Source organism: Myxococcales bacterium, assembly GCA_023898405.1.
Classification (GTDB): domain Bacteria; phylum Myxococcota; class UBA727; order UBA727; family JABDBI01.
In genome coordinates this window covers 604,129-629,302 of record CP060221.1, presented here as the reverse complement: position 1 = coordinate 629,302, position 25,174 = coordinate 604,129, and the positions used below count along the sequence as shown (strand labels likewise).

Sequence of the window (25,174 nt, the reverse complement as noted above, 5' to 3'; positions counted from 1 at the left end):
TTTTTTCTCCGAAGCAATGCTTGATAAATAGAACTTTCATTCTGGAGAGTGTAGATGAACACCGGTAAATTTGTAGGTATTATTTCCTTGGCAGCTTTGGTCTCTTTGGGCATTGGTTTTGCTATTGGCTCGTCCATGTGCAAACGAGGCACAAATGCTCCAAATATGTCCGATTTAGAAAATAAAAATGTAGATGAACTCAATGTTATGTTGAGCGACGTTATGTTGCCTCAAGATGAATTTGACAAACTCAGCAGTGCCATTTTGCAAAGTGCCATGGGGCTTTTTATGGCTCAGGCTCAAGGAGCAGGTATTAATGTTGGCGATACAGCAACCAATGAACTTAAAAATAAAATTGAGGCCAAGTACTCGAGAAAATATTTTAGCGATATCAATGCAGAATCGATGAAAGATCTTTCTAAAGAAGAATTAGTTGCAATATTATCTTTTTATGGAACTGATGCAGGTCAAAAGTTTTTGAAATTATCACCTGAGATTATTCAAAAAACCATGAGCACTGTGCAAGCAGATCTATCAAGTTGGCTTCCTAACGCCGTAAATGAGGTGGTAATTAAGCTTAAAGGTGGAGACTCCCAAGCCGCACCTGGTGGCGATTCCGGCAATGACGAAGCTGCTCAACCGATGGAAGATGGAGCACAAGAATAAAATTTTTTGTGAGTATCAGGCTGCGGTGCTATTTAAGGATGCACGCCGCTTAAAATAAAAAACCTTTTAACTTTATAGGCCTCATGGGAAAACTAGAAGTTAAAAGGTTTTTTCGTGCAGGCAATTAATTTGAACGACGTGGCAGTAAAAAGAAAATAGGAATGCCGCTCACTGCAAATAATGATGCTATGCCAATGGTGTGCCATGAAGTTTCAAAGAGTACCCACAGACAAAAAAATCCGCCTATGCATGCTGCAATCAGGTAAGCAAGGTGTTTTATGAGTGTCCTTTCTTTATAAGAAATTCTAAAGAAGGCAGCAACACAAGCAAAATATACAAAGATAAATGCCGTAACTGAAAAATCTATGATGGTGTTAATTTGCTCACTCAAAGTTTCATTGGCTGTTAGAATTAAAATGGGAATAATTCCAATGCAGCTCGATAAAATCCCCCAGCGAGGTGCTCCAAATTTATTTTTTTGTTTAAAAATAGCAGGCATTAATCCTGCTTCAGCTAGTCCCAATGCCGCTTGTCCCGAGGAGAGCGTCCATGCATTAGCGGTACCAATGCAAACTACCGAAGCAATCAAAGAAATAAGTAGGTGCCAATTACCGCCAAACATATGCTGTGCAGCATCTGCATAGGGAGCTCGCGACTGTGCCAGTTCGGCTCCAGCCATCAAGCCCATGATGCCAAGGCTGTTGAAAAAATATAAAATACCCACGCACAGTGTGCCTATAACAATGGCGCGAGGAATAACTTTTTGAGGGTTTTCAACAGAGCCTGCAGCTGTAGTTGCAGTTTCAAGACCAATAAAGCCCCACATGGTAAGCAGTGCAACGGAGCTTAATATGTGAGAGAGCGAAGAGCCGGCTACTTTTTCAGTATCAACAGTAAAATTATCCATTTTAAAATACATGAGAGCTAATATAGGCATGATGATCAAAGGAATAATTTTAAGAAGGCTTAAAACGAATTCAGCTCGACCAGCGGCATAAACTCCTCTCAAATTGAGCCACGTCAATGCAAGCAATAAAATAATTTCAAGGCCAAGTAAAATTTCAGTGGGGGGATTTCCTAACATAGGTGAGAGATAACCTACGCTTGCAACGTATAATACCGGAGTGCTTACCCATGAAATTACCCAATAGGTCCATCCAGTAAAGAAGCCAGCAACAGGGCCAAATGCTTCTTCAACGTAGGCATAAGGACCGCCCGTGCGGGGAAATTTAGAGCACAACCAACCAAAGACGAGAGCAAGGGTAACGGCGCCCGTCCCAGAAATTAACCAGCCAGCCAAAGCGTAAAGCCCGTATGGCGCTAAACTCGCCGGTTGTACAAAAACTCCTGAGCCGATTTGACTTCCTGCTACTAAAGCAAACACAGCCCAAAATCCAATTTTTTCCGTTTTCACGTATTCACCTATTATTTGGCCAACAACTAATTGAGTCTATGGGGCTAGCATAAACGAAGACTTAAGGCGAGACGTTATTTTAGAGACTATTTCGTATGTTTTCCCAATGATTTTTAGGGTATTTACTTTTTTACTTTATAAACCAGTTATTTTAATGAGAGCAGTTTGAATTGTCATACTGATCGCCATTACAAAATGACTCAATTATTTTTTGGGCATCTGTATTATAGAACCTTCCATTTTCCAAATAATGCTTCTCTAGAATTTGCCCTAAGTTTAAGCGTATCGCATAGTTGCATTGTTCAACTACTTGCAAAACCTCCTCTGAAAGCCGAGAATCATTCTTTTCGGGCTCATATTGACACAGTGAGAGCATAGAAGCTGGGTAGTTTTTAAACATGTAAAAATTTCCACAGCCTGTGCTGCTCTTTAGGATTTCTTCAAATAGATTAGGTGAATTGAGTAATGCGGTTTCTAGATCATTCCCCATAAACGCAGTGCAACTTGTTCCATCTTTTTGCCTGTGCTCACAACCAACTACTACATTTTTATTTAGATGTGTTATAGCTCTGGCCTGATCCAACATGAGTTTGAAATTTCCTGAAACTGTTTCACGAACTCCTCCTTGGTTTTCTATTCTGCTTTTATTGTTGCTGTAGCCCACGCTATCAAAAATAAAATAGTAATCCATGTCATCTATATTCTGCTTGCAAAGCAAATTTGAATGATATTCATAGGTGCATAGCAAATAACTCCCAGTCTTCATATTATTTATAATTTCTGAAAAAATATTTTGGTCCATAGAACTCGTCACGCATGATGAAATATGAGCATGATGAAACTTGTTAATTAATTTCCTTTTGAATGCTTCAATTCCAACAGCTGTAAGCATTCTCTTTCTGGGCTTTTGGAAAATATCATCATATTGATAATTGGAGTTGAGTTTTGTATTAATGGCGCTAACAAATTTTGGATTGGTATTAACATCCATCGCAACATAGCCGAATAAATCCTCATTGTTGGTATCCTGTATGACCGGTTTGAAAACAACGGCTTTAAGCTCACGGCTTGTACAAATGATTAAATCATATTCTATATTTTCTTCAAATACTGTCTCTACGTGAGTCTCGCAGAACTCTGAAATTCCCTTAGGAGTAATGTAGTAAGTATCATTGCTACTTATAAAGAATTGTTGTAATTTATTTTTGTTATTCTGTGAAATTTTTTCAGCAATAAGCTTGCTAAACCCTGATTGGGGTAACACCCATTTAAAGTAATCTTCTTTTTGGATTGATTGGGTTTCTAATGAGCTTAAGTCAGAAGAATAAGAATCAATACCGAAAAAAGCAACGCAAATATATGTGATTTTAATAATTAAATTTTTCATGAAAAATCCTTTATAATTATTGCTTTTTGTTGGTATTGTATTTGTTTAAATTGGTCAACATGGTTGCTAGGAATGATGCTGGTTTATGTGTTATTTTTATTGTTGTTTTTAAACATTTACAGTTGGGTATTTTTCTTTGAGTTTATATTTAATGATTTTAATGCCTGCTGTAATTCCTGGCGGGTGATAACTTTTAAAACGTTATTATTGCTGTAAATTTTGAATGCTCTCGTTCTATGTTTTGTTATACTGGCAAGCGTTATCCTATTTATAGGAACTTTTCCTGACAGAAAATTATGTGTCAAATGTGAAATACTCTTAGTGGTAAGGGAGAGTTATGAGCTTTGCTCAGCGCGCGTACACAGATGTTTATAGTTTTTTATGGCAAGCAATACGGCCGTATAAATGGCATTACTTTGTCATGTTATTGGCACCATTGCTTACAGCATTTTATGATTTTGCTAATAATTATGCGCTCAAGCTTGTGATCGATGCATTTTCTGCTGATGATCAAGCAAGCTTTCAAGTACTCATGAAACCAATCATCTTGTTTGTATCTGCGAATATTTTACTTGATGTAATTTGGAGAATTGCGGATTGGCTTAAATGGAGCTCAGAGCCTTTTGTTAGGCAGGCAATTATCAATACTGTCTTCGATTATGTTCAACACAACCCCTATCATTATTTTCAAGATACCCAAAGCGGCACTATTACAAGCCGTATCAAGGGTATTATTGATGGCTACGATAATTTTTGGGCTGCTATGCAACACGATTTAAGTGCTCGATTAGCGAGTGTTGTGGTACTGACAAGTGTGTTAGCTGTAGTGAATGTCAAAATATCCTTATTTATTGGCACATGGGCTCTTGTTTTTCTTGTGGTCATGTATCGGCTTTCACAAACTATGGATAGGCTTTCTTGTATAAATGCCAACAGTCGGCATCATATACTTGGTTTGATTTCTGATGCTATATCAAATATTTTTACTGTGTTTTCATTTGCTGCAAGAAAAACTGAAATAAAGAATATTAATAAGGCGATTAATGATGACTTTATTCCTTCAAATATAAAAGTGTATAAATTTGGTTTTATATCTAATTTAGTAGCTGGAATTTTTTATTGGTTTATGCTGATAAGCATTTTTATTTTTATGATTCATCTGCGCCGAACAGGTGAGGCATCAAGCGGTGATTTTGTTTTTGTTATCACAACGACGCTTAAAATGAGTTGGGAGTTATGGCAGGCCGTGCAAAAGCTGCAAGATTTTATGAAAAATATGGGAGATTTAAAAAGTTCTTTTGCCATCATGAAAACTCCTCATGACCAATGTGAAATTCAATCGAGCAAAACTTTGGTTATTGATACTCCAGAAATTGATTTTAGGGATGTTGATTTTTCCTACGATACAAATCAACCGATTTTTTCCAAATTAAATCTTCATATACGAGCGGGAGAAAAAATTGGCTTGGTGGGACTGTCAGGCGCAGGAAAATCTACTTTGATTTCGTTGCTACTTCGCTACTTTTCGATCGATGGGGGAAAAATTTTTATCGATGGAAAAGATATAAGCGAATATTCGGTTGATTCCATTAGAAAAAATATTTCAGTCATCCCTCAAGACATCGTTCTTTTTCATCGCACTGTTTTAGAAAATATTCGCTACGGTAATGAGAGCGCTTCTAAAGAACGGGTTGTACAAGCGGCCAAGCTTGCCAATATCGACGATTTTATTATGAGTTTGCCCCATGCTTATGACTCTATGGTAGGTGAGCGAGGCGTCAGGCTTAGCGGAGGGCAACGACAGCGGATTGCTATTGCTCGAGCTATACTAAAAGATGCACCTATTCTTATTCTCGACGAAGCTACTTCCAGTCTCGATACAAAAACAGAGCAGCTTATACAGACAAGTCTGAATACCTTGTTGGAAAAATCAAATACCACGGTCATAGCCATTGCTCACAGACTTTCAACAATCAAACACATGGATCGTATTATTGTGTTGCAACAGGGAAAAATAATAGAAGAAGGTAGACACGAGGAGTTGCTGAAAAATCAAGAGACCTACAAAAAACTTTGGCATCTTCAGAAAATCTAAAGTTGACAGCGTGCCAAGTATTAAAAGCACGCTATTGGGTTTACTTTTTATTTAAATAAATTTTGAATGAATCTAGGTGAACAAAAATAAATTCAAAATAATTTTATTAATTTGAATTAGTTACTCGATTTGTGATTTCTTCTTCGACCATTTTGAGTTTTTTTCCTATAACATTATGTACTATCGAGAGCCATACCTTATAAGCATAAAGCTTTCCAGCGTTTAACGAATTTATTTCAGTCTCTATAGTTGGTTTAAAGCCAAGAATGTCAGCATGGTTCAGATCAGAGCGACAAAAAAAATCCCTCAAAAAATCGGCATCCAAACGACCCGAGGATGAAAAGTTGTTTATCGGTTGATCTATAATGTTACGTACACGATTTACAACGATGTCATTGCTAAAGGTGGAAAAAAAATTATTTTGACTTTCTTTCTTATGGGCTTTTTGTTTTATAGCCATTGGAGGGGTTTCTTCATGAAAAGCATAAAGGCTAAAAGAAAGAGAGCATAAGATACATGCAATTATTTTCATAATTTTCTCCTTTGGGTTCTTGCTAAAAACTTACTCCATAGATGAAACAAACTAAGAAATAGGAGTTAAGGATTCACTATTAACTTTTATTTTTAATCACTCAACTACCGCATGAATAAAAGCAAATTGAAAAAACTTTCTTATGGGCAAAGCATAGTGCATATCTACAATCAAAAAAAAATCCCCTCTTGTTATAGCGCTAAGCAAAGAGATCCTAACGAAAGTAGCCGTATCCACATGGCATATTTAACTGACTTACACGAGAAAGCTGTGAAATATTTTTTGAGTTATGATTAAATAATCTGATTTTTTCCTAAACTTTTGTATAAAGTACTTAGCTCGATAACTTAAAATACCTTAGGTGTTAGGGATATTTCCCATGTTTTTGAAGCTTTCTAAAATTATTTTAACCCAAATCAAAAAGGAAGCAGGCTTCAATCCATACCTCTGTACTTGTAGAGAATGGCTTTAACGGTCCTTTTATATCTTATGAAAAGCGCAAACAACTTTTGCGATCATTTAAATGCTGCGCGGAGATAATTCGTTGCTTGATTGAATAGTGGTAATAATATCAATCCTAGCTATTGAAAGGTCAGCTATATGTCTATCATGTGTGGCCATCACCTTTGGGTAAATCTTTTAGCAAACTCACACCAAATTGTTATCTCATGCGTTGAAAGTTTGCGCTCGAAATCTTCTTGTGCGTTATGATGTAAAGCAATAATACCCTCTAGACTAGAGTGTGCGGGTGTTGTCAAAATGTATTTAATTCTGCGTGAGTCTACGCTATCCACGCTTCTTTCAACAAGACCTAGTGTGCGTAAATGTTTAAGGCTATGGCTCATATTGGGAAGGCTTGTGCCAAATAATTTTACCAGTTCACTTGGTGATACTGGTGAGTTTTCAAAATAGATGGCTGCGAGAATAAGTGATTGCAAAAATGTGAGTTCACGTTGTTTTAAGATTTTTTGCATTGGTGCGACGAGACGCTCATGGAGTTTATACGCTGCCCAAATAGGATAGGTGTTTAGAAATTTTTCAAGCTTCACATGAACTCCTCAATAGTTAAACTATTCAACCATTAAAACAATGGATAAAAAATATTCTTGTTTTATGGATTTATTTATATCCTTATTGAGTAATTTGAAATAGGGCACTAGTTCTGCTTTCATGTTTACTACAGAACAAATACGCAAAACCTACGATTTGTCGTTGATGGAACTTTTGTTTCGAGCACATAATACGCATCGCGATCATCATGTGCCAGGAAAAATAGAGCTTTGTCGCTTGATCTCACTTAAGACTGGCGGGTGTCCTGAAGATTGCGGCTACTGTGGCCAGTCAGCGAAGATTAGATTAGGCATGCGAACATCATTTATGGCGCATGAGACCATTATTGCTCATGCAAAAAAAGCTAAAGCGGACGGCGCAACTCGCTTTTGTATGGCCGCAGCTTTCAGAGGCTTAAAAGATGGCGATCTGCTGCAGCGAATTATAAGAGCGGCAAGAGAGGTGAATGCGCTTGGTTTACAAGTATGCTGTTCACTTGGCATGCTTAATCAGACGCAAGCATATGCCCTTAAAGAAGCTGGTGTTTATGCATACAATCATAATCTCGATACCTCGCGTGAGCACTATCATAAGATCGTTTCAACGCGCACTTATGATGATAGGCTTAACACTATACAGATTGCTCGAGATGCAGGCCTTAGCGTGTGCACTGGTGGCATACTTGGTTTAGATGAAAGTAAAGAAGATCGGATTTCTTTTTTATGCACGCTTGCTAATCTCACCCCGCAAGCTGAGAGCATCACTATCAATACACTTGTAAAAATTGATGGCACAAAATTTGCTCATGCACAGGATTGTTCATTTTACGAACTTCTTCGTACTATTGCTTGTGCTCGCATTTTTATTCCTCGCTCGAGAATTCGTTTAAGCGCGGGCCGTAAAGATAGAAGCGTGATAGAGCAGTTTTTGTGCTTTTATGCGGGAGCTAATTCAGTTTTCATTGATGACTCATTGCTTGTGACCAATAATATTTTGCTCGAGAAAGATCACGCAATGCTTGAAGAGTTGGGACTTTTACCGATGGATGACAGTGATGTTTTCTGCTGATCATCATGTTTTTTTTCTTCATCAAAGGGCTGAGAAGTGTCAACGTGATTTTCGTGTGCTGAACGGTATTGATTTCTGCTCGAATGATTATCTGTCATTAAAATCAGATCCAGATATCAAAAAAGAGCTTTCGCAGTTTTTTTCGCATGAAAATACCTGGTGTTCTACAGGATCTCGGCTTGTATCGGGTAACTCTGAAAATCTGCTTAAGCTTGAAGAAAGATTCGCTCGCTTTGTTAATCGACCCTGTGCTCTGTTTTTCGCCAACGGCTACCAAGCAAATTTGGCAGCGATATCTATACTTTTTTCGGGATGCATAATCTTTTCTGACGAGTTTAATCATGCAAGTATTATTGATGGAGTAAGGCTTAGTAATGGCGATAAATTTCTTTATCGACACGGTGATCTTGATCATCTTGAAGATGCGTTAAAAAAAGATTCAAACAAGCCGCGTGCAATTATTACGGAGAGTATTTTTAGTACCAGCGGTCAGATGAGTGATATCGCATCACTTGATTTTCTCGCACGAAAATATCAAGCATTTTTGATGGTGGACGAGGCGCACGCGACCGGAGTATTCGGGAAGTCTGGTGCTGGTTTGCTTGAAGAACTTTTGTATCGAGGAGACCATATTGTGAGCACACATTCATGTGGTAAGGCTCTTGGGTCTTTCGGATCATTTGTTGCATGTAGCAATAAAGTTTATGAAATCATCAAAAATCTCAGTCGATCTTTTATTTGTACAACTGCGCCGCCACCTTATTTGACTGCGCATGTACATGCAGTTTTACGACGTATTCAAAATGAGTCAGTTCTCCGAGAACGTCTATTTGAAAACATCGCGCATGCACGTGGCATTCTTAAAACTAAGAGTCCTATTATATCCGTTTCAGTGAACAACGATCAATGCGCGCTTTTTATCCGGGAACATATGGCTCAAAATGGCTTCGATATTGCCGTTTTTCGCTATCCATCTGTGCCAAAAGATCGTGTGCAGCTGCGTATCACGCTTCATAGTGGCAATACGAGCGAGCAAATCGATCGTTTACAGAAAGAACTCGAAGGTATTTTATGAATCACACGCGCTTTGTCACAGGTACTGGAACTGACGTGGGAAAAACCATGGTATCAGCCTTACTGACTCTTAAGTTCGGAGCGAATTATTTTAAGCCAATTCAGTCTGGTTCTCCGACGGATTCCGATCTGATACGATCCCTTATAGGTTCAGAACGTGTCTTTGATGAGGACTATCTATTAACGAGTCCTCTTTCTCCAAACCAAGCAGCACAAGCTGAAGGAAGAAGAATCGAAATTTCTCGTATATCCGTCAGCGAAAAAATCAACAAAGGCCGTTTGATTGTTGAAGGCGCTGGTGGTGTTTTAAGTCCGATCAACGAAAGTGAAACCATTGTTGATCTCATTGCGTTTTTGAAACTCACGACCATATTAGTTGCGCGCTCAGAGCTCGGGACCTTAACTCATACCCTACAAAGTGTGAATGCGCTTGAGGACAGGCGTATTCCCATTTCGTGCATCATATTGTTTGGCAAGCCAAACTCGCTCAATCAAATGGACCTGCAAAATCGAACTTGTATCTCAACCTTTCACTATAGCGATATAAAAAATCTGTCCTGGGAGTTGATTTGATGATTGATGATATTTTGGATCGTATTATTAGTAACGATAAACTGCACGCACTTTGGCTGAATACCCTTAGCTATCTGGAGTATGTTGGTGCGCGCAAGATGATGAAGAGCCAGTGGGAAGAAGACGTTGACTATTCGGTGCTTGAGCATATGGCTGAGGAAATTCGTCATGCACTCATTCTTAAGAAAATTGCGCGAAAAAAATTCACACTTGATGTCAGCAATTTTTCAGCAGCGTGTATGCTTGAAAAGCATGCTGCAAAAAACTATTTTCAAAAAATTGATGCCAAAAGTTCTGAGCAAGCATCAAGTACACGTTATGCCTATTTGCTTACTTCATATCTGATCGAAACTCGCGCACTTAAACTCTATGGTGCATATCAAAATCAATTAAAGAAGCGTGAAATGTTTCAACTAAGCCCGATCATCAATCAAGAAGAGCGTCATCTTCAAACAATCAAGTGCATGCTCATTGACTTGGATCCCGCACTTGAAGCCAAGCAATATTTCTATCTCGCCTATGAGGAAGAATGTTTTCATGAATGGCTTGAATTACTTGTACAAAGGTTAGACTCATATGAATCGTACACTCGCTAGTTTTCGTCCTTTTACCCATTTGAAATCAGCGAGTGAGCCCATCGAAATTGTAAAGGCAAAGGATAGTCTTTTATTTGATAGAAATGGCAAGCGTTACATTGATGCAATTGCGTCGTGGTGGGTTATTACGCATGGTCATTGCCACCCTCATATTGTTAATGCGGTAAAGGTAGCGGCTGAAAGACTTGACCAAATTGTGTTTGCTAATTTCACTCATGCGCCAGCACGTGCATTGTTAGATGAGCTTAGCCATATGCTTCCCGAAGAATTTGTCGCTGCATTTTTTTCTGATAATGGTTCAACCGACGTACTTAAGGCTGCACGTGCAAAAGGCATCTTGGTAATTTTTGACGAAGTGATGACTGGATTTTATCGAACAGGATACCGCTTTGCATTTGAAGCGCTCAATTTTGTGCCTGATATTTTGTGTCTATCCAAAGGCCTCACTGGCGGATTTTTGCCGCTTTCACTTACGCTATGTCACGACAAAGTATTTCAGCAATTTTGGCATGATGATAAAGCAAGGACCTTTTTTCATGGCCATACATTTACTGCGAATCCCCTTAGTTGCGCTGCTGCAGCTGCGAATTTACAGCTCATGGGAGATAGTGTTGAGAAAAGCGTATCTTCGATTGAGCAACTGCACCGCCATCGAATAGAAAATATTAAGAGTTCATTGATAAAAGAAAAGCGAATGTGTGGCACTATCGCCATATTAGAATTGCATGGACGTGACGGTTATCTCTCATCTGCTTCGCAGCTTATTTCATCATACTGCATGAAGCACGGTGTCTTTTTACGACCGATTGGAAATATAGTCTACATCATGCCACCCTTTTGCATCACAGACGCTGAGCTTTCATATGTATGGGACGTTGTAGAGTCTGCCATATCCATAATTGGAGACGATAGATGATATATCGGTGGATTATGTACATAAAATGTTGAAATCATATAGCGGGGCAAAAATCATGTGCATTGATAAATAGACCTATAACGATATCGCGCATTCTTTCAGACTTTGAAAAGCAGTAGTTTTTCCATCAGGCGCTTGATTCTTGTGCACAGAGTAAGATGCATCCTCCCTATTCGCCTTTTCCATTGATAGCTGCTCTGTGCTGATCTAGCGTTCACGTCCGCCCCAGCCATCGGTGAAATAATGCTCTATACCAAAAGGCTAATAGCATGGACAAAAAGTGGTAAATAAGCGGTCATGCCCTGCCCTCAAACCTCGTTCTCGAAAAAACTCAATTTGTTATAGAGGGCACGATAGAAGTCTGTTCAACAAATTCATTTGTAGTTGCGACAGAACCATTTTTAGAATTGTTGGGATTTAAAATGAATTTCTCTTAGTCTAATATGTCAATTCTAGACAGAGAATTAACGTCGTAAAAAATTTTTATGATAGATTTTTTGAGCTCATTAAGCTCTTTAAAAATTTGAGCGTCTTCATCCTCTAGCATATTATAAAAGGCGCCCACAAAATCTTTATATCCCGAAAAGTCTTTTTGCTCGCTGCTTAAATTAAAGCTTTTCAGTAGAAGCTTTTGTAATTGTATGCTTTTTTCTTTGAGGTTTTCATCTTTTATTTTTCTTATTTCTTTCACTACAACGTGAATAAATTTTTTTCCCTTTTTACTTTTTAAGTTTTTGGGGCGCTTATTTTGGTTTTTCTTCATGGCTTTTTTTTCAGCCTCTAAACAAATCACAGTATCAGGCATCAACTCAAATGTTTCAAAGTCTTTATAAACCGGGCTTAAAACATAAAGAATGAACACAGAAAAATAAAGTTCCCTGGGGCCAAAGCTTATTTTTTTTTCGTAGTCACTGCCATTTTTTTGATAGTCGTATTCGGAAAGTTTTACTAAGGTGTTAAAATAATCCTTCACTTCTTGAGGCGCTGTAATCACTATGGGTAGCAAAATTTTTTTGAGGAAGAGTAGGTAAGATTTTTGCTCATTATGAAATTTCTTAGAAAGTTTTTGGTGTTTTTTGTGAGTCTCAAAAAAATTATCCTCTCGCAGATTTTGGTATAAAAGCGAAAATTGTTCATGATTATTACGAGGATTTTTCAAAAAATCTAAATTATCATGAACTAAACGAGCAAGTTCTTCTTTAGTCTTATGGTAAAAAATACGGCGCAAATAGTTTAAATCTCTACCAAAGTTTGTGCTTTCTCTAGTGAAATTTTTAATTATTATCCAGTTTTTTTTCTCTGTTTTGACCAGATTAGCGACATAATCATAAGGACAAACTTTAAGTGTTGTGCAAATGCATAAAGATTTTAAGTAGAAAAAAGAATAAAGTTGGATACGTTCTTCTTTTTGTTGTCTTTTGCTGCTTTGTTGTAAAGAACGTTCAGAGTTAGGGGGCTGATATACTAACTTCGTACCTTTATAAAGATCTAAAAGTTGTTCTGAATTTTTTCTTTTTTTTTAACGCTCTTTTCAGAAGCAAAGCTCAATTTAGGGCAGCTCTTAAAAAAAATATTTAGCGAATCTTCCGGGGAATTGGGTTGAAGTGAATGTTCAGATTTTTTGTTTTCTTTTAAAGACGATTCTTCTTCATTTACAGCTTTTATAAAAGCATGATGAACTATCATTAAAAGACAAATAAATAGTTTTTTCAAACTTATCTCCCTTTAATTTTTATAATTCCGTCACTTAAGCAGTAAAACTTAAATAATATTCCCTGAATAGAGGGTATGGCTTTGTTGATCCGTCGTAGCATGTTCCTTGCCATTGCAATAAACATCCAAGAACGACAGGTTATTGGATTATGTTCATAGCCTTTGCTCTTAAGATAAGCCATTACAGTTCGGGACTAAGCATCTAAGCATTTGATGGTAAATCGGTCTATGATTTTTTCTGTCAACCTAAAAATACCTATGCATTAAAAAGTGCCCAAAAATTTTTAAGTAAAATTCACAGGCACACCCGAAATAAATTTATTCAGCTAAACTACGCAAAAATAATTTGCTCGCACGTATGCTTGACTCATAGGCCCCGTGCACAGTGCCATTGTGCTTAGGTGAAGAACAAGCTTCACCAGAAAAAAATAGTCGTTCATCCACGGGCTTTAGTAAAGTGTTATGGGTGGTAGATGCTCCTGGGGTCACATACGAATATGCGCCTAAACTCCAGGGATTTTTTCCCCATTTTGTTAGAGCAGATTTTTCCAGTTCTATCTCAACCTTACTACCGTACATTTTTTCTAAAACTCTTTTAGCATGATCAATTGCAGCTGCATCATCTTGCTCAAAATTTTTGGCTTGTTCACCGCCGTAAAATGCTACTGCAATAGGAGTATCGAAAGGGCGAATCACGAAGGCGACATTATCATTGCCCGGGCCATCCCATAGTACCCATGAATTTTTCGGCGTATCCTCAAAGATATCTTTTTTAAATTGCAAAACAACTTTATTGAGCAGGCCCATAGGAAGTTTTTTGATAGCTTCTTGTTTCCAGTTTGGTAGGGGGGGATCAAAATAAATTGTTCCTGAAGCAAGCACGCCGGTAGAAACGGTTACAAGTACCCGGCGAGCAAAAAATTTCTCGCCGCTCATCAGACTGACTCGCACGCCGCTTGGACCATATTCAATTTTATTTACAATAGAGTTAAGTCTTACAGGAACATTTTTGCCAAAGCTTTCCACAAATGTGCCAAGCCCTTCTTTAATGAAATCATCGTTACCTGTTTCAAAAAGGCCGGCAGCAATACTTGAAACTTTTTCAATCTCGGCACCATTTTCGAAAGGACCAATATTTGAAGCTACCAAATCGGCACATTTTTTATCTTTGGGTAAAAGCGCGCTTATAGGAACATCTCGTCCTGATTCAATCTGTTTGTCCATGGCTTTTTCAAGCTGTTCGTAGATTTTTTCACAAGCATCTGTCTCAAGTTTAGAGGCTTTTCTATTAGCAATGTAAATGGGACCACTTAAATTTGTATCTACTCTCTTGAAACCCATCTTATCGGCTATCTGCACTAAAGGATTATCTTCTACTCCATGAAACCATGCGGCTCCTAAATCAATGGGTATCAAAAAGTCTTTATTGACAATAGTTCTGCCTCCGATTCGATCTTGTGCTTCAAGAACAAGAAAACTTTTTTTAGCTTCTTGCATTTGTTTTGCAGCTGTCAGTCCCGCAATTCCAGCTCCGACAATAATTAGATCGACCTGAGATTCATATGTTGTAGGTAAAGGTTTATTGAGAGTGCAGGCTCCAATCAACAACATAGATAAAAGAGCATTTATGCTCATGCTCTTGCTTCGTGTTACTTCCATGTTTTCTACCAGGGCAATAGTTTTTAAGTATGGTAATACCAGTGTATTATGATTGAAAAATATTTTAGCATTGAAGGTACAGTTCCTACAAACTATCTTGAAAGTGCTTAAAATCGTCAGTTTATTTGCGCGGGATGTCAAAGAATATCTGAGTTTAATTGCTGTATTCTGGCGCCATATCTAACTTTTGTACTTTGCTCTAATCTATTGTTGTTGTTAATAGAGAAGATTTTAAATAAATAAAAAAATGCTCTGACCTTCATGTTCAAAACATATTGGTCAAAGCATTTTCATGCGTATTGAGTCTTAGACTCTGCCCGTTAGATATCGTCTGGAGTTATGTCATCCTGTGCCCATGAGGTGACTTTTCTTCCTAAACTCTCTCCAGATGCATCTCTTTTTTCGCCACATCTTATAGGATTGAATTCGTTGAGGCATGAGCTTGATTGTTGTGCATGAGCAATTGATTGCATCATAGGCTTAGCAGTATCAGTTTCTTTATTGGTGCAGCGATCATAAGCTCCGATTTCGCTGTTGTAAAAAAGGCATAGATCAATAGCCGCAGGGCGAGCAACAGTCACGCTACCATTGATAGAAATTTTCTTCGTGAATTTTACCCGAGAAATATTTTCGACATTTCTGATATCTGTGTGCCAGTAAAAGCTCGCTGCAGAAGAAACAGCTTCATATAATCTTTCACCCCACCAAATATAAGACACAAGTTTGGACCATAAAGATTTGCGATTAGGAACCACACGATTTCTGCTGATGTCTTTTTGCATTTTGTGTAAGTATTGGTTTTTTTCTTCTCTGGAAAGCTGTGTTCTTTTTATAGCATATTGATCAAATGTGCGTTCGATTTCTCTTAGGGCCTCGAATCGAGCTGATTGAGGATCGCCACTTATGTATTCTATGCTACACAGTTCACCCGAACTGTCATCTTTTGCATCTAAAACTTGGGTAATATCATTGTCGTAAATTACCAAACCATCCCTGATATCAGTTCGCCCCTTGATAGAAAAGGCGTTACTAAAATCGCAAGTGAGAACAGCTTTTGCTGGATGGAGTTTTTGCTTGAATATGGCCTTTACTCCCAGTGGAGGAATAAAAGTACCAAGATGGTTGGCAAGGCCAGAGGCTCCTGTAATAGTTGTATCTATAGTGATGTTAGCGCCAAGATAGTCACCCATCCCCTTGATGCTACGAAACATTCGGCTGAGTCTGCCACTTTCCTCGCCAGATTCTTTTTGCCATTCGGTCAAAGGAAAGAATTGTAATTCTTCAGTGGGGAGGAGAACTATTTTCACTCCAGGAAGATATTTCGTACGATAGAGTATCAAAGCTTCAAGCTGCTTTTTAGTAAATCCGCCATAGATATTAAATGACATGTAGCCACCGTATGAGTTTGCAAGCCGACTGAGTTCAATGTCAAATTCTCTAGAAAGGACTTGAATATCTTTTGAGTCTGAATAACTAAAGTTTGATCCCATTGCAGAGATGTTATGCAAAGCATCATCAAAGTATGCTCTACCCATGCCAAAGGGGAGCACGTAGATGCCCTCGGCGATTTTGTTTTGTAGCTCCTCGAGCGCAGCAGTGCTTTCTGCAAGATAATTTTCTTCATCGGCAAGAGATTTTTTTCTCAACGCGATCAACTCATCTTTACCTGTTTCTATTGCATGTTCTAATTTATCATGTGCATCTCTAACATATTTTCGATTATCTCGGACTTTTTCCTCAAGCTTGGATAATTCTTCTTGCGAATAATTTTGTCGTCTGCTTTCGTAGTCGGCGACTTTCATTCGCGCCTCAGCAAAATTTTCAATGTTGTATTTATATGGCGCTACTGTTGCAGCGCCTTCATTATATTGCCGAACGTGAAAGGGTGGAAGATAGTAATAGAGATTGGCATCATCGGAATCTTGATACACCTGAAGTTTTAATGCTTCTGATACTAAGCTAAGATCATTATCTTCAATTTCTTCAGGGCAAGGAAGGGTGGTTAGGTCTGGTTTGGGCATGGCCATGAGTGAAGAGCAAAGAAGAAAAAACAAACATATCTGAATAGATTTTACACCGATTTTCATGAATACCTCCTCAGGGTTGGTGTTCGAAGAGATTAAAATCGGTGTAACTTTTATTGCATCCGACATTTGGCGGATGCTGCGAAAAAAAAATCGGAGTATCGAAAAATAAACTTAAAAAAGGAAAAAATATGATTAGGTTATGCATTGGTATTTTCGCAACGGTAGTTTTGGTTTCAATTTCTTGCGGGATTACACATAAAGAGGAAAAAACTCCATCTGAAAGTGAAACTACGATGACTGCTGATGCGAAGGCGCTAAGCTCAGAGGGAAACCCAAAACAGCCTGGAGTCATTATCGAAGACATTACTGATAACGAAGAAGAGCTAGCAGTGCCAATAGCTGACGATCAACAAAATAGTAAACAACCAACGCAACCCAAAGAACCAGAACAGCCACAGGATCCTGCAAAACCTATCACTCACTATAATAGTGAGGCGCTTGACAATGCAGTGAGAGAAGAAGCAAAAAAATTTGGCAAAGACCCGAGTACCTATCGTAAATTTGTTAGAACTGAAGCTGATGGCACAGAAATTTATAGAATGATTGGAATGTTTGTTATTGTTCACCCGATGAATGAAGAATCATTTTTGCCTGATGAAATATAAAAATTTAAATCTTGATCGGAAAGATTTGATAAAGTTTGGGATTTCAGATGAAAAAATTGAATTCACTTGAAATCCTCAAAGACTGTTGATTTCTTAAAATAAAAAAAATGATTGAGTTTTGCAAAAAACTCTTAAATGCATCTACAAAAAAGTGACATCTTATTATTGAATATCGAAATATAATTTTATCTCTTTTTCATTTTTGAAAAATAATTATTTTTGTGTTCGAACTTTGATGAAACAAAGAAGCTCTTCGAAACTTTTTTTATCGTAGTCACTGCCAAAATGGCCAGCATTGGGGAATTCAAAATAAAAGGCATCAAGGCGGTCATTGAGAAATCTCGCCTCCTGTACAGGAATCCAAGGATCATCCTTTCCTGCAAAGATTCCGATCCATTGCTGGTTTTCTTTAATGGCCTCAAAATTCCATTCCTGATCAAAATATCCGCTTTGAATTTCTGCATCCATATTGAGATGAGTATGATATGCACCAACCAATGCTGAGCCTAAAATTTTATTATTTTCGGCGTAGCGCATGGCGGCAATTGCCCCAGATGAATGGCCAATCAAGATGGTATTTTCATCTGCGCCCAAAGCCTTTATATGGGGAAGCCAAAATCGCGCACGTGCTAAGATATTGTCAGGAAATTCCTCTGCTATTACATCGATACCGAACCGGGGAAGCTCTTTGGCCAAGAATGGAAACCAGTTATCTTTGGGCCCGCCACCGCCGTTTCCTGGAATTAATAAAGCTTTTAATAAACCCATTTTTTTCCTTTTTTTATATTGCTAGATTTCTTGGAATTGAAGGTTATTATCGGAAACTTATTCAGAAGTTTTTTTATTTTGTAGCTTCAAATAACTAATTTTCTCAAAAAAATGCATGGTGCTTTTTGATAAAGCACCACACTCTTAGAATTAAGTCACGCAGTTTTCATCTAACAATTTTTTGCAAGATGATTGAGCGCAGAGCCTGCTTTAAACCACTCTATCTGTGCAGGTGACATAGTATGATTGGTTAAGATCTCTTCGATACTACCATCGCTGTGTTGGATTTTAACCTTTACGTTGTTTCCTACTGAAAGCTCAGCAAGAGATACAATGCTGATGCGATCATCTGCCTTGATTTTTTCATAATCATTTTTATCGTTGAAAGTGAGAGGCAAAATGCCTTGTTTTTTTAGATTTGTTTCATGAATACGAGCAAAACTCCGAGCAATGATTGCTTTACATCCTAAATGGCGAGGCTGCATAGCTGCATGCTCCCGGCTCGATCCTTCTCCGAAATTTTCATCTCCGATTACAGTCCACCCAATGTTTTTGGCTTTGTACTCTCTGGCCAGATCGGGAAGGATAATTTCTTGAGAACTTTTTTCTACTACGTTGAGCCCAGTACCTGGAGTAGAAGTAAATGCGTTGATAGCTCCGATATAGGTATTATTGGAGATTTTATCTAAGTGGCCTCGATACTTAAGCCAAGGGCCGGCTTGAGAAATATGATCAGTCGTGCATTTTCCTTTAGCTTTAAGTAATACCGGCATATCAATAAAATCTTTACCATCCCATGGTACAAAAGGAGTCAGTAGCGCTAAACGCTCTGAGTTTTTATCAATAGCAATTTCTATTTGACTCCCATCATGTGGGGGTTTGATGAAACCTGAACTTTGCAGATCAAATCCTTCTTTGGGAAGAGCAGGACTATGAGGAATAGAAAGACGAACACTTTTTTGATCCGGAGTTGTGAGCGTATCTTTTTCGGGATCAAATTCTAATTTTCCCGATAGAGCCATAGCTACGACCACTTCAGGGCTGCTTAAAAAGGATAGGGTTTCTCGGTTGCCATCGTTACGGCCAGGAAAATTTCGATTGTATGAACTTACAATGGAATTGATTTCACCTTTTTTGATATCGTCACGCGCCCATTGTCCAATACAAGGACCGCACGCATTGGCAAGCACAGTGCCTCCAATTTGCTGCAGTGGTTCTAAAAATCCAGCTTTGCTCACTGTTTGATAAACTGTTTCCGATCCAGGAGTGATGTAAAAGGGAATTTTAGCTTTTAGGCCAAGTTTGTTGGCTTCAGTAGCAATTGATGCCGCTCTGCCAATGTCCTCGTAAGAACTGTTGGTGCATGAACCGATCAAGGCTGCGCTCAGTTCGTTTACATAATTTTTTTCTTTGATTTCATCTTTTAATGCGCTGAGGGGGCGGCACAGATCAGGAGAATGGGGGCCCACGATGTGAGGGCTTAAAGTATTGAGATCAATTTCGATCACACGATCGTAATAGTGCTCTGGTTGTTGATATACCTCAGGATCAGCTCGTAAAAATTCTGCATATTGATCGGCAAGCTGAGCAATTTGTGCTCGCCCTGTCGCTGCTAAATATTCTGACATGGAATGATCGTAGGGAAAGATCGAGCAGGTTGCTCCATGTTCTGCTCCCATGTTGGTGATAGTGCCTTTTCCTGTTGCAGAAATATGCTGGGCACCTTCACCAAAAAATTCGACGATATGTCCGGTGCCGCCTTTTACGCTGAGTATTCCCATCAGCTTAAGGATGATATCTTTTGGGGAAGTCCAATCTTTGAGTTTGCCCTTAAGATGCACTCCGATCACTTTTGGCCATTTGAGCTGCAGGGGACCTCCCACCATAACGTCAACCGCATCAGCTCCTCCAACACCAATAGCGATCATTCCAAGACCACCAGCGTTGGGAGTATGCGAATCGGTACCGATCAACATGCCACCGGGAAAAGCAAAATTTTCTAACACAACTTGGTGAATGATGCCTGAGCCTGGTTTAAAAAAACCAATGCCATACTTTGCGCTCGCTGTTCGCAAAAAATCATAGACCTCTTTATTGCTTATTGAAGCTTGTTCAAGATCGCGGTTGGCACCATAGTGAGCTTCTATCAAGTGATCGCAATGTACTGTGCTCGGTACTGCAACGTGATTTTTTTTGGCTGAAGTAAATTGTAAGAGCGCCATTTGTGCAGTTGCATCCTGCATGGCTACACGGTCAGGATAGAGGTGAGCGTAAGAATTCCCTGGCACAATGGTTGCGCCTTCTTCATTTTCAATACGCTTCATATGAGAAGAAAGAATTTTTTGAGTAAGCGTGAGAGGGCGTCCGAAATGTGCTCGAGCCTGCTCATGTTTTTCTTTGAATTTAGAGTAGAGCCTCGAGACGATGCTTAGCTGATCTTTCATAGAGCTGTCCTTTTTAAGTGGAGTGTCGATGATGATTGATTTTTACTGGCCAATCTTGTGCCCAAAATAGTACGCGCAATAGCTTAAGTTTTGGCGCACACTTGGTGTGAGATGTGACTTGAAAACCAATTTTTTTCGACAAACTCTTCATGCAAGATTTTTCCAGCTTTCTTTTTACATGGAGATGTAAAACCGGCAATGTCGATCTGATTATTGCTGATTAAAATTTTAATTTGCCCATCGATAGCCGTATCAAAACTAATTGCACCTTGTTGTTGGTAACGTTCTACAACTTCCTGATGAGGAAAGGAAAATCGGTTATTTTTTCCGGTTGAATAGATGACATATTGAGGATTCATTTTTTTTACGAAAGCCTTTGTAGAAGAAGTGCGCGAGCCATGATGCGGGGCTTTCACAATATCTGCGTGAAGATCTTTATATTGACTCAATAAAAGCTGTTCGCCTTTTTTCTCGATATCTCCAGGCAATAATAAATTTTTCCCCCCATATTCTATTAATAAAACAAGACTGTTGTCGTTGGCCTTTAAGTCTTTAAAGTAAGGATCTTGTGAATTGGTAAAAGGGGCAAGTACACGCAATGTGCTATGACCAAAATTATGGGTGCCTAAAATTTGCTCTGTAGTTTTAATGGGAACAGATTTTTCGAAAGCTTTTTTAGTGAGGCGCTCATGAAGGTGATGTCCTGGTTTGTATCCGCTGTGCCATATTTCTTTGATTTCAAAACTATCCAGTACAGCAAATGCTCCCAAAATATGATCCGGATCTGGATGGGTGATTACTAAAGCATCAAGTTTTTTTACACCGAGATGTTTCAGCGTTGGCACAACAATATTTTTTCCTGGATCGTAGTTACTAAATGGATTGCCCCCCGCATCTACTAAAATATTTTTGCCACTTGGTGTTTGTATAAGGCTTGCATCACCTTGCCCTACTGGAATTATCGTAACTTTGAGTCCTTGTTCCTTTGAGAAAATCAGACTGATGAAAGCAAGAATAATGCTGCTGCTGCTGAGCGTGATTAATAGAGAATGTTTTTTTAGTAGGCTTAAAAATAAAATAAATGAACCGATAGTGCAGCATATCAAAGCCCCGAAAGAAAAATGTGGAAGAAAAAAAACGTTACCTATCTGTGAACTTAAAAAATCGGTAAAAATCTCGATTAGGTTTGCACAAAATCCTGCCAAGGATAAAAGCCAGGTCCAATCTGTTAAGGCCCCGATAAGCCCAAAAATAATTGCTGGGATCTGTAAAATGGAAGCTATGGGCACTAAAAATAAATTGGCTAAGGCGCCAGATGGCGCCCAGCTTGCAAAAAATAAGCACGTGATCGGCAGGGTAGCCAAAAAAGCTCCCATGGAACTGATGGCCCATCCAAATAAAATCGTGAGAATATATGAGCGAGATTTAAGAAAATGAATCCAATCTTTGCCAAAGTGATGCGTGCATATTAACCCCAATGTAGCTGCATAAGAGAGCAAAAATCCTAAATCCTTAAGACTTAAAGGATCGAAAAGCAAGCAAAGGAAACAACTTGCCAGCAGTGAATCCAAAAGATCAACTTTGAAACCAATGAGCGCCGGAAATAACGCTATGCTTGCCATTAGGCCAGCTCTGATAGCTGAAGGCGGAAAGTGACAGAGTGCAACAAAAAACCACAGCAAAAAAACGCTCAATAGGGCGCTTAGTTTAAGAGCTATCAAGGATTTTTGTGGGCGAAGAATTAGGGAGAAAAAAGGACTGAGTGTGAAAAAAATAATTCCAGCTAGCATGCTTACTTGTAAGCCACTCACAGCAAGCAAGTGCTGAGCGCCAATTTTTTGATAAATTTCTTTCTGCTCAGGTGAAAAAAGATCAGTCTCACCTAAAATCAATGCCAACAATAAAGATGATTGGTGGGGGACAAGGTGAGCGTTGATGCTATGACGAAGTCGATTTCGAATAGAGCTTATAAAATTTTTTGGTCCCTGTTGCCATAAAATATGGTGTGGATCTTTGATTGAAGCTCGCGCATGAATGTTATGGCTGAGTCCGTAAGAGTAAGAATCAAAAAGTATTTCAGATAAAGGTGGATCAAAACTTTTAAGTTGCCCATTAAATTTAATGTATTGTCCTGCCTGCAATGGAAGCGCAGAAGCAGCATCGTAAAGTTTGAGTTCGATTGTGGTATTGCCTGATTGAACTAATAATTTTTTTTGAGTGCCCGACATTGAGCGGATATCACTAATGCTGCCACTGTATTCTTTTGTTTTAAGCAGTGTTTGTACCTTAAGTTTATAGGTGTTTTTTTGGGCAGTAGCGTTAAAGGTAGTGATTGCTACAATAAAAAACAGTAGCGATACAATTCTGCCATGATTTTTAAAAAAACAAATAAAGCTGAATAAAAGTAATAAAGCTATCAATAAATGTAGAAGTGAAAAATTAAATTGAATTCCTAAAAATGATCCAATGAAAGTTGCTAAGCATAAAAATATCAATGGGCGTTTTTGCATTTTATTCTCAGTTTTAATTGAATTGATGAACTAAGAGTAAAACTTTTTTATGAGTGAAGGTAAAGCAAAAATTGTACTGATTTTAAAAAATATTTTATTTTTAGATTGTTTCAACTAGAAGATGTGTTGCATGCACTTTTTCTCGAGAAGATATCGCGATGAAAGCGGGATCATTTGAAAAAACAGCAAAAAATTTCTTATGGGCAAGTTTATTTTTCTATCAAGAGAGGTTAATCGAGTAAGTGAGCTCGCTCTTTGGCAGTTGGGAGGCGGCAACTTTCGTATTTACCAAACCACCGGTAGCGATTTCTTGCGATCCATCGATACACTGAATCTCTGATAATTTTTGGGAAAATTTTAAGCGCTCCAGCAAGAGAGAATATCCCGCCCAAAGCGATGAGTAGACCAATGATGGCGTCTGATTCGGTATGGATACCCTTTTCATCCAGCAAAACAACACTTTTAAGATCTTTGGTGTATTGAGGAATTTTTTCTTGAGCGGTTTCTCCCTGGAGAGGAGCAAAATAAAAAATATGTTTGTGGTCATGTTTGAGAGCAAAATTAATAAGTCCGTTGCACATAACGCACACACCATCAAAAAAGAGAATTTTTTTCATAGCAACACCTCTCATCACAAGTGATATTTCTGCTCCGCTCTAGAAGTACACAGAGCATAATTTCTATGCAAAGGTATACAGAAATTTATGCTAAGCGCTGTAAATCCAAAAAAATAGTTTTTACTATTTTTTTATTGCTTGAGTAGGGAATTGCGAATGTGATAGAGCGTTCAAATCATGGTTAATGAACGGAAAATTTTATTTTTTTTGTAAATTTAGCGCTGAGCGGCTCAAGGGTTTTTCGCTAAAATCATGGCAGGCAGGTTGGATGGCAATCATAGATGCCACAAGGAAAAACATCATGGTCCAAAAAATTGTGCGTAACATGTGTGTGCCCCCACCTTGATTGATTTCGTGGTCAACCTAACGATAACGAATGCTAATGGCAGTAAAAATCAGTAAGTTAGATCAAGCAATTTGTCTTTAAGTGGAAAAATCTGATGGCAACATATGTAATCGGTGATGTTCAGGGCTGTTTAAGGTCCTTGCAGTGCTTGTTGAAAAAAATTCAATTCGATCCATCAAAAGATCGCACAATTTTTTTGGGAGATCTTATAAATAGAGGACCTAACTCTTTAGAAACTCTACGTTTTGTCTATGAGAATCGCTCTTCTATGGAAATGGTTTTAGGCAATCACGAAATTTTTGCTCTAGCACTTTATTTAAAGGCAATAAAAAATAATAGCTCTCACACTCTTTCAGATTTATTCTGTGCGCCTGATGTGGCACAGCTTATGGCATGGCTGCAAAAACAGCCTTTTATAATTAAAGACGGGCAGAATATTTTTGTACACGCAGGAATTGCTCCGGCGGTGAGTGTTGAAGAAGCCATTGGATATGCCCACTTATTGGGTCAAAAAATTCAAGGCCCAAAAGCCAAAAAATTCTTGGCTAAATTTTATCAAAAGAAAACTGCTAAGCTCAAGCATTGCGATTCAAGAAAAAAACTTTTGCGCTATAGCTTGAGCTACCTTACGCTCATGCGTATGTGTACTTCCAAATCAAATTTGAACCTAGAATATAACGGCAGCCTTAAAAATGCTCCTAGGAGCATGACACCATGGTTTAAATTGCGGGAGTCCGAAAATTATGAGATTTTTTTTGGTCACTGGGCCGCTTTAGGATTTTATAAATATAAAAATTATTATTGTTTAGATTCAGGCTGTGTCTGGGGGGCAAAGCTCTCCGCATGGAATTTAGAAGAAAAAAAGCTAATTCAGGTAAAGTGTAAAGAAATGTGAAAAATCAAATCATCAAATTTCGGCCAAGGTCGAGCTAAGAGAGGTCGCCTTAAAAATAAATTCGTAGTTTGGATTTTTTTAAGAATTTTTACTGGAATTTCTTGTATGAGAAGGTAGTGAAGCAAGAAGAATTCCAATTTTAATGAAGGTTGATGGCTT

21 protein-coding genes are annotated in these 25,174 nt (G+C 38.4%); 9 read left to right on the top strand and 12 right to left on the bottom strand.

The genetic code is table 11. The features are described 5' to 3' along the window. Window positions 1-54: 54 nt before the first annotated feature. On the top strand, window positions 55-666 hold the full coding sequence (locus tag H6731_02930) for a DUF2059 domain-containing protein (protein ID USN51378.1): 612 nt from the start codon (window positions 55-57) through the stop codon (window positions 664-666). A 124-nt stretch (window positions 667-790) separates the two neighbouring features. Here H6731_02930 and H6731_02925 read toward each other — a convergent pair whose 3' ends face one another. Together H6731_02925 and H6731_02920 are read right to left on the bottom strand one after the other, a co-directional pair. After that, a complete protein-coding gene (locus H6731_02925) occupies window positions 791-2,080 on the bottom strand; it encodes an amino acid permease (protein USN51377.1) in 1,290 nt (429 codons plus the stop codon). Between the two features lie 151 nt (window positions 2,081-2,231). Next, window positions 2,232-3,467 carry a hypothetical protein gene (locus H6731_02920; protein ID USN51376.1) on the bottom strand — a complete coding sequence of 412 codons (1,236 nt, stop codon included), beginning with the start codon at window positions 3,465-3,467 and terminating at the stop codon, window positions 2,232-2,234. Between the two features lie 421 nt (window positions 3,468-3,888). Between H6731_02920 and H6731_02915 the strand changes: the two genes are divergently transcribed. Then, window positions 3,889-5,562, top strand: a complete 1,674-nt coding sequence (locus tag H6731_02915; GenBank protein USN51925.1) for an ABC transporter ATP-binding protein — start codon at window positions 3,889-3,891, stop codon at window positions 5,560-5,562. Between the two features lie 106 nt (window positions 5,563-5,668). Here H6731_02915 and H6731_02910 read toward each other — a convergent pair whose 3' ends face one another. Beyond that, window positions 5,669-6,094: a hypothetical protein gene (locus H6731_02910; protein USN51375.1), complete on the bottom strand. Its 426-nt coding sequence runs from the start codon at window positions 6,092-6,094 to the stop codon at window positions 5,669-5,671. Between the two features lie 620 nt (window positions 6,095-6,714). Then, window positions 6,715-7,143, bottom strand: a complete 429-nt coding sequence (locus tag H6731_02905; GenBank protein ID USN51374.1) for a MarR family transcriptional regulator — start codon at window positions 7,141-7,143, stop codon at window positions 6,715-6,717. A gap of 121 nt (window positions 7,144-7,264) precedes the next feature. Here H6731_02905 and bioB point away from each other — a divergent pair, with 121 nt between their 5' ends. From bioB to H6731_02880, 5 genes are read left to right on the top strand one after another with little or no spacing between them, the layout of a single operon-like run. After that, window positions 7,265-8,212: a biotin synthase BioB gene (bioB, locus tag H6731_02900; GenBank protein USN51373.1), complete on the top strand. Its 948-nt coding sequence runs from the start codon at window positions 7,265-7,267 to the stop codon at window positions 8,210-8,212. Further along, window positions 8,199-9,287, top strand: coding sequence for an aminotransferase class I/II-fold pyridoxal phosphate-dependent enzyme (locus H6731_02895; GenBank protein ID USN51372.1), 1,089 nt, complete (start codon window positions 8,199-8,201; stop codon window positions 9,285-9,287). The genes bioB and H6731_02895 overlap by 14 nt, the downstream gene beginning before the upstream one ends. Then, window positions 9,284-9,859 (top strand): dethiobiotin synthase, encoded by a 576-nt coding sequence (gene bioD, locus H6731_02890; protein ID USN51371.1) that lies wholly within the window; start codon window positions 9,284-9,286, stop codon window positions 9,857-9,859. Before H6731_02895 ends, bioD begins: the two co-directional genes overlap by 4 nt. Beyond that, on the top strand, window positions 9,859-10,455 hold the full coding sequence (locus H6731_02885; protein ID USN51370.1) for a hypothetical protein: 597 nt from the start codon (window positions 9,859-9,861) through the stop codon (window positions 10,453-10,455). The genes bioD and H6731_02885 overlap by 1 nt, the downstream gene beginning before the upstream one ends. After that, window positions 10,436-11,371 carry an aminotransferase class III-fold pyridoxal phosphate-dependent enzyme gene (locus H6731_02880; GenBank protein USN51369.1) on the top strand — a complete coding sequence of 312 codons (936 nt, stop codon included), beginning with the start codon at window positions 10,436-10,438 and terminating at the stop codon, window positions 11,369-11,371. The genes H6731_02885 and H6731_02880 overlap by 20 nt, the downstream gene beginning before the upstream one ends. A gap of 433 nt (window positions 11,372-11,804) precedes the next feature. On the opposite strand, the gene H6731_02875 is transcribed toward H6731_02880, so the two are convergent. From H6731_02875 to H6731_02860, 4 genes are all read right to left on the bottom strand, one after another. Beyond that, a complete protein-coding gene (locus H6731_02875; GenBank protein USN51368.1) occupies window positions 11,805-12,599 on the bottom strand; it encodes a hypothetical protein in 795 nt (264 codons plus the stop codon). A gap of 260 nt (window positions 12,600-12,859) precedes the next feature. Then, the gene (locus H6731_02870; GenBank protein ID USN51367.1) at window positions 12,860-13,084 is read right to left on the bottom strand and encodes a hypothetical protein; all 225 of its coding nucleotides are present in this window, start codon (window positions 13,082-13,084) and stop codon (window positions 12,860-12,862) included. A gap of 318 nt (window positions 13,085-13,402) precedes the next feature. Further along, window positions 13,403-14,743, bottom strand: a complete 1,341-nt coding sequence (locus H6731_02865) for an FAD-dependent oxidoreductase (protein ID USN51366.1) — start codon at window positions 14,741-14,743, stop codon at window positions 13,403-13,405. Between the two features lie 320 nt (window positions 14,744-15,063). Then, the gene (locus H6731_02860; protein USN51365.1) at window positions 15,064-16,830 is read right to left on the bottom strand and encodes a hypothetical protein; all 1,767 of its coding nucleotides are present in this window, start codon (window positions 16,828-16,830) and stop codon (window positions 15,064-15,066) included. Between the two features lie 128 nt (window positions 16,831-16,958). On the opposite strand from H6731_02860, the gene H6731_02855 reads away from it, so the two are divergent. Then, the gene (locus H6731_02855) at window positions 16,959-17,435 is read left to right on the top strand and encodes a hypothetical protein (protein ID USN51364.1); all 477 of its coding nucleotides are present in this window, start codon (window positions 16,959-16,961) and stop codon (window positions 17,433-17,435) included. A gap of 213 nt (window positions 17,436-17,648) precedes the next feature. On the opposite strand, the gene H6731_02850 is transcribed toward H6731_02855, so the two are convergent. The 4 genes from H6731_02850 to H6731_02835 form a co-directional block, all read right to left on the bottom strand. Beyond that, complete coding sequence (locus H6731_02850) at window positions 17,649-18,203, bottom strand: alpha/beta hydrolase (protein ID USN51363.1); 555 nt, start codon at window positions 18,201-18,203, stop codon at window positions 17,649-17,651. A 170-nt stretch (window positions 18,204-18,373) separates the two neighbouring features. Then, on the bottom strand, window positions 18,374-20,647 hold the full coding sequence (locus tag H6731_02845) for an aconitate hydratase (GenBank protein ID USN51362.1): 2,274 nt from the start codon (window positions 20,645-20,647) through the stop codon (window positions 18,374-18,376). Window positions 20,648-20,730: 83 nt separating this feature from the next. Then, a complete protein-coding gene (locus H6731_02840; protein ID USN51361.1) occupies window positions 20,731-23,157 on the bottom strand; it encodes a DNA internalization-related competence protein ComEC/Rec2 in 2,427 nt (808 codons plus the stop codon). A gap of 230 nt (window positions 23,158-23,387) precedes the next feature. Next, window positions 23,388-23,774, bottom strand: a complete 387-nt coding sequence (locus H6731_02835; protein USN51360.1) for a DUF393 domain-containing protein — start codon at window positions 23,772-23,774, stop codon at window positions 23,388-23,390. A 440-nt stretch (window positions 23,775-24,214) separates the two neighbouring features. Between H6731_02835 and H6731_02830 the strand changes: the two genes are divergently transcribed. Next, on the top strand, window positions 24,215-25,015 hold the full coding sequence (locus tag H6731_02830; GenBank protein ID USN51359.1) for a symmetrical bis(5'-nucleosyl)-tetraphosphatase: 801 nt from the start codon (window positions 24,215-24,217) through the stop codon (window positions 25,013-25,015). Window positions 25,016-25,174: the final 159 nt, after the last annotated feature.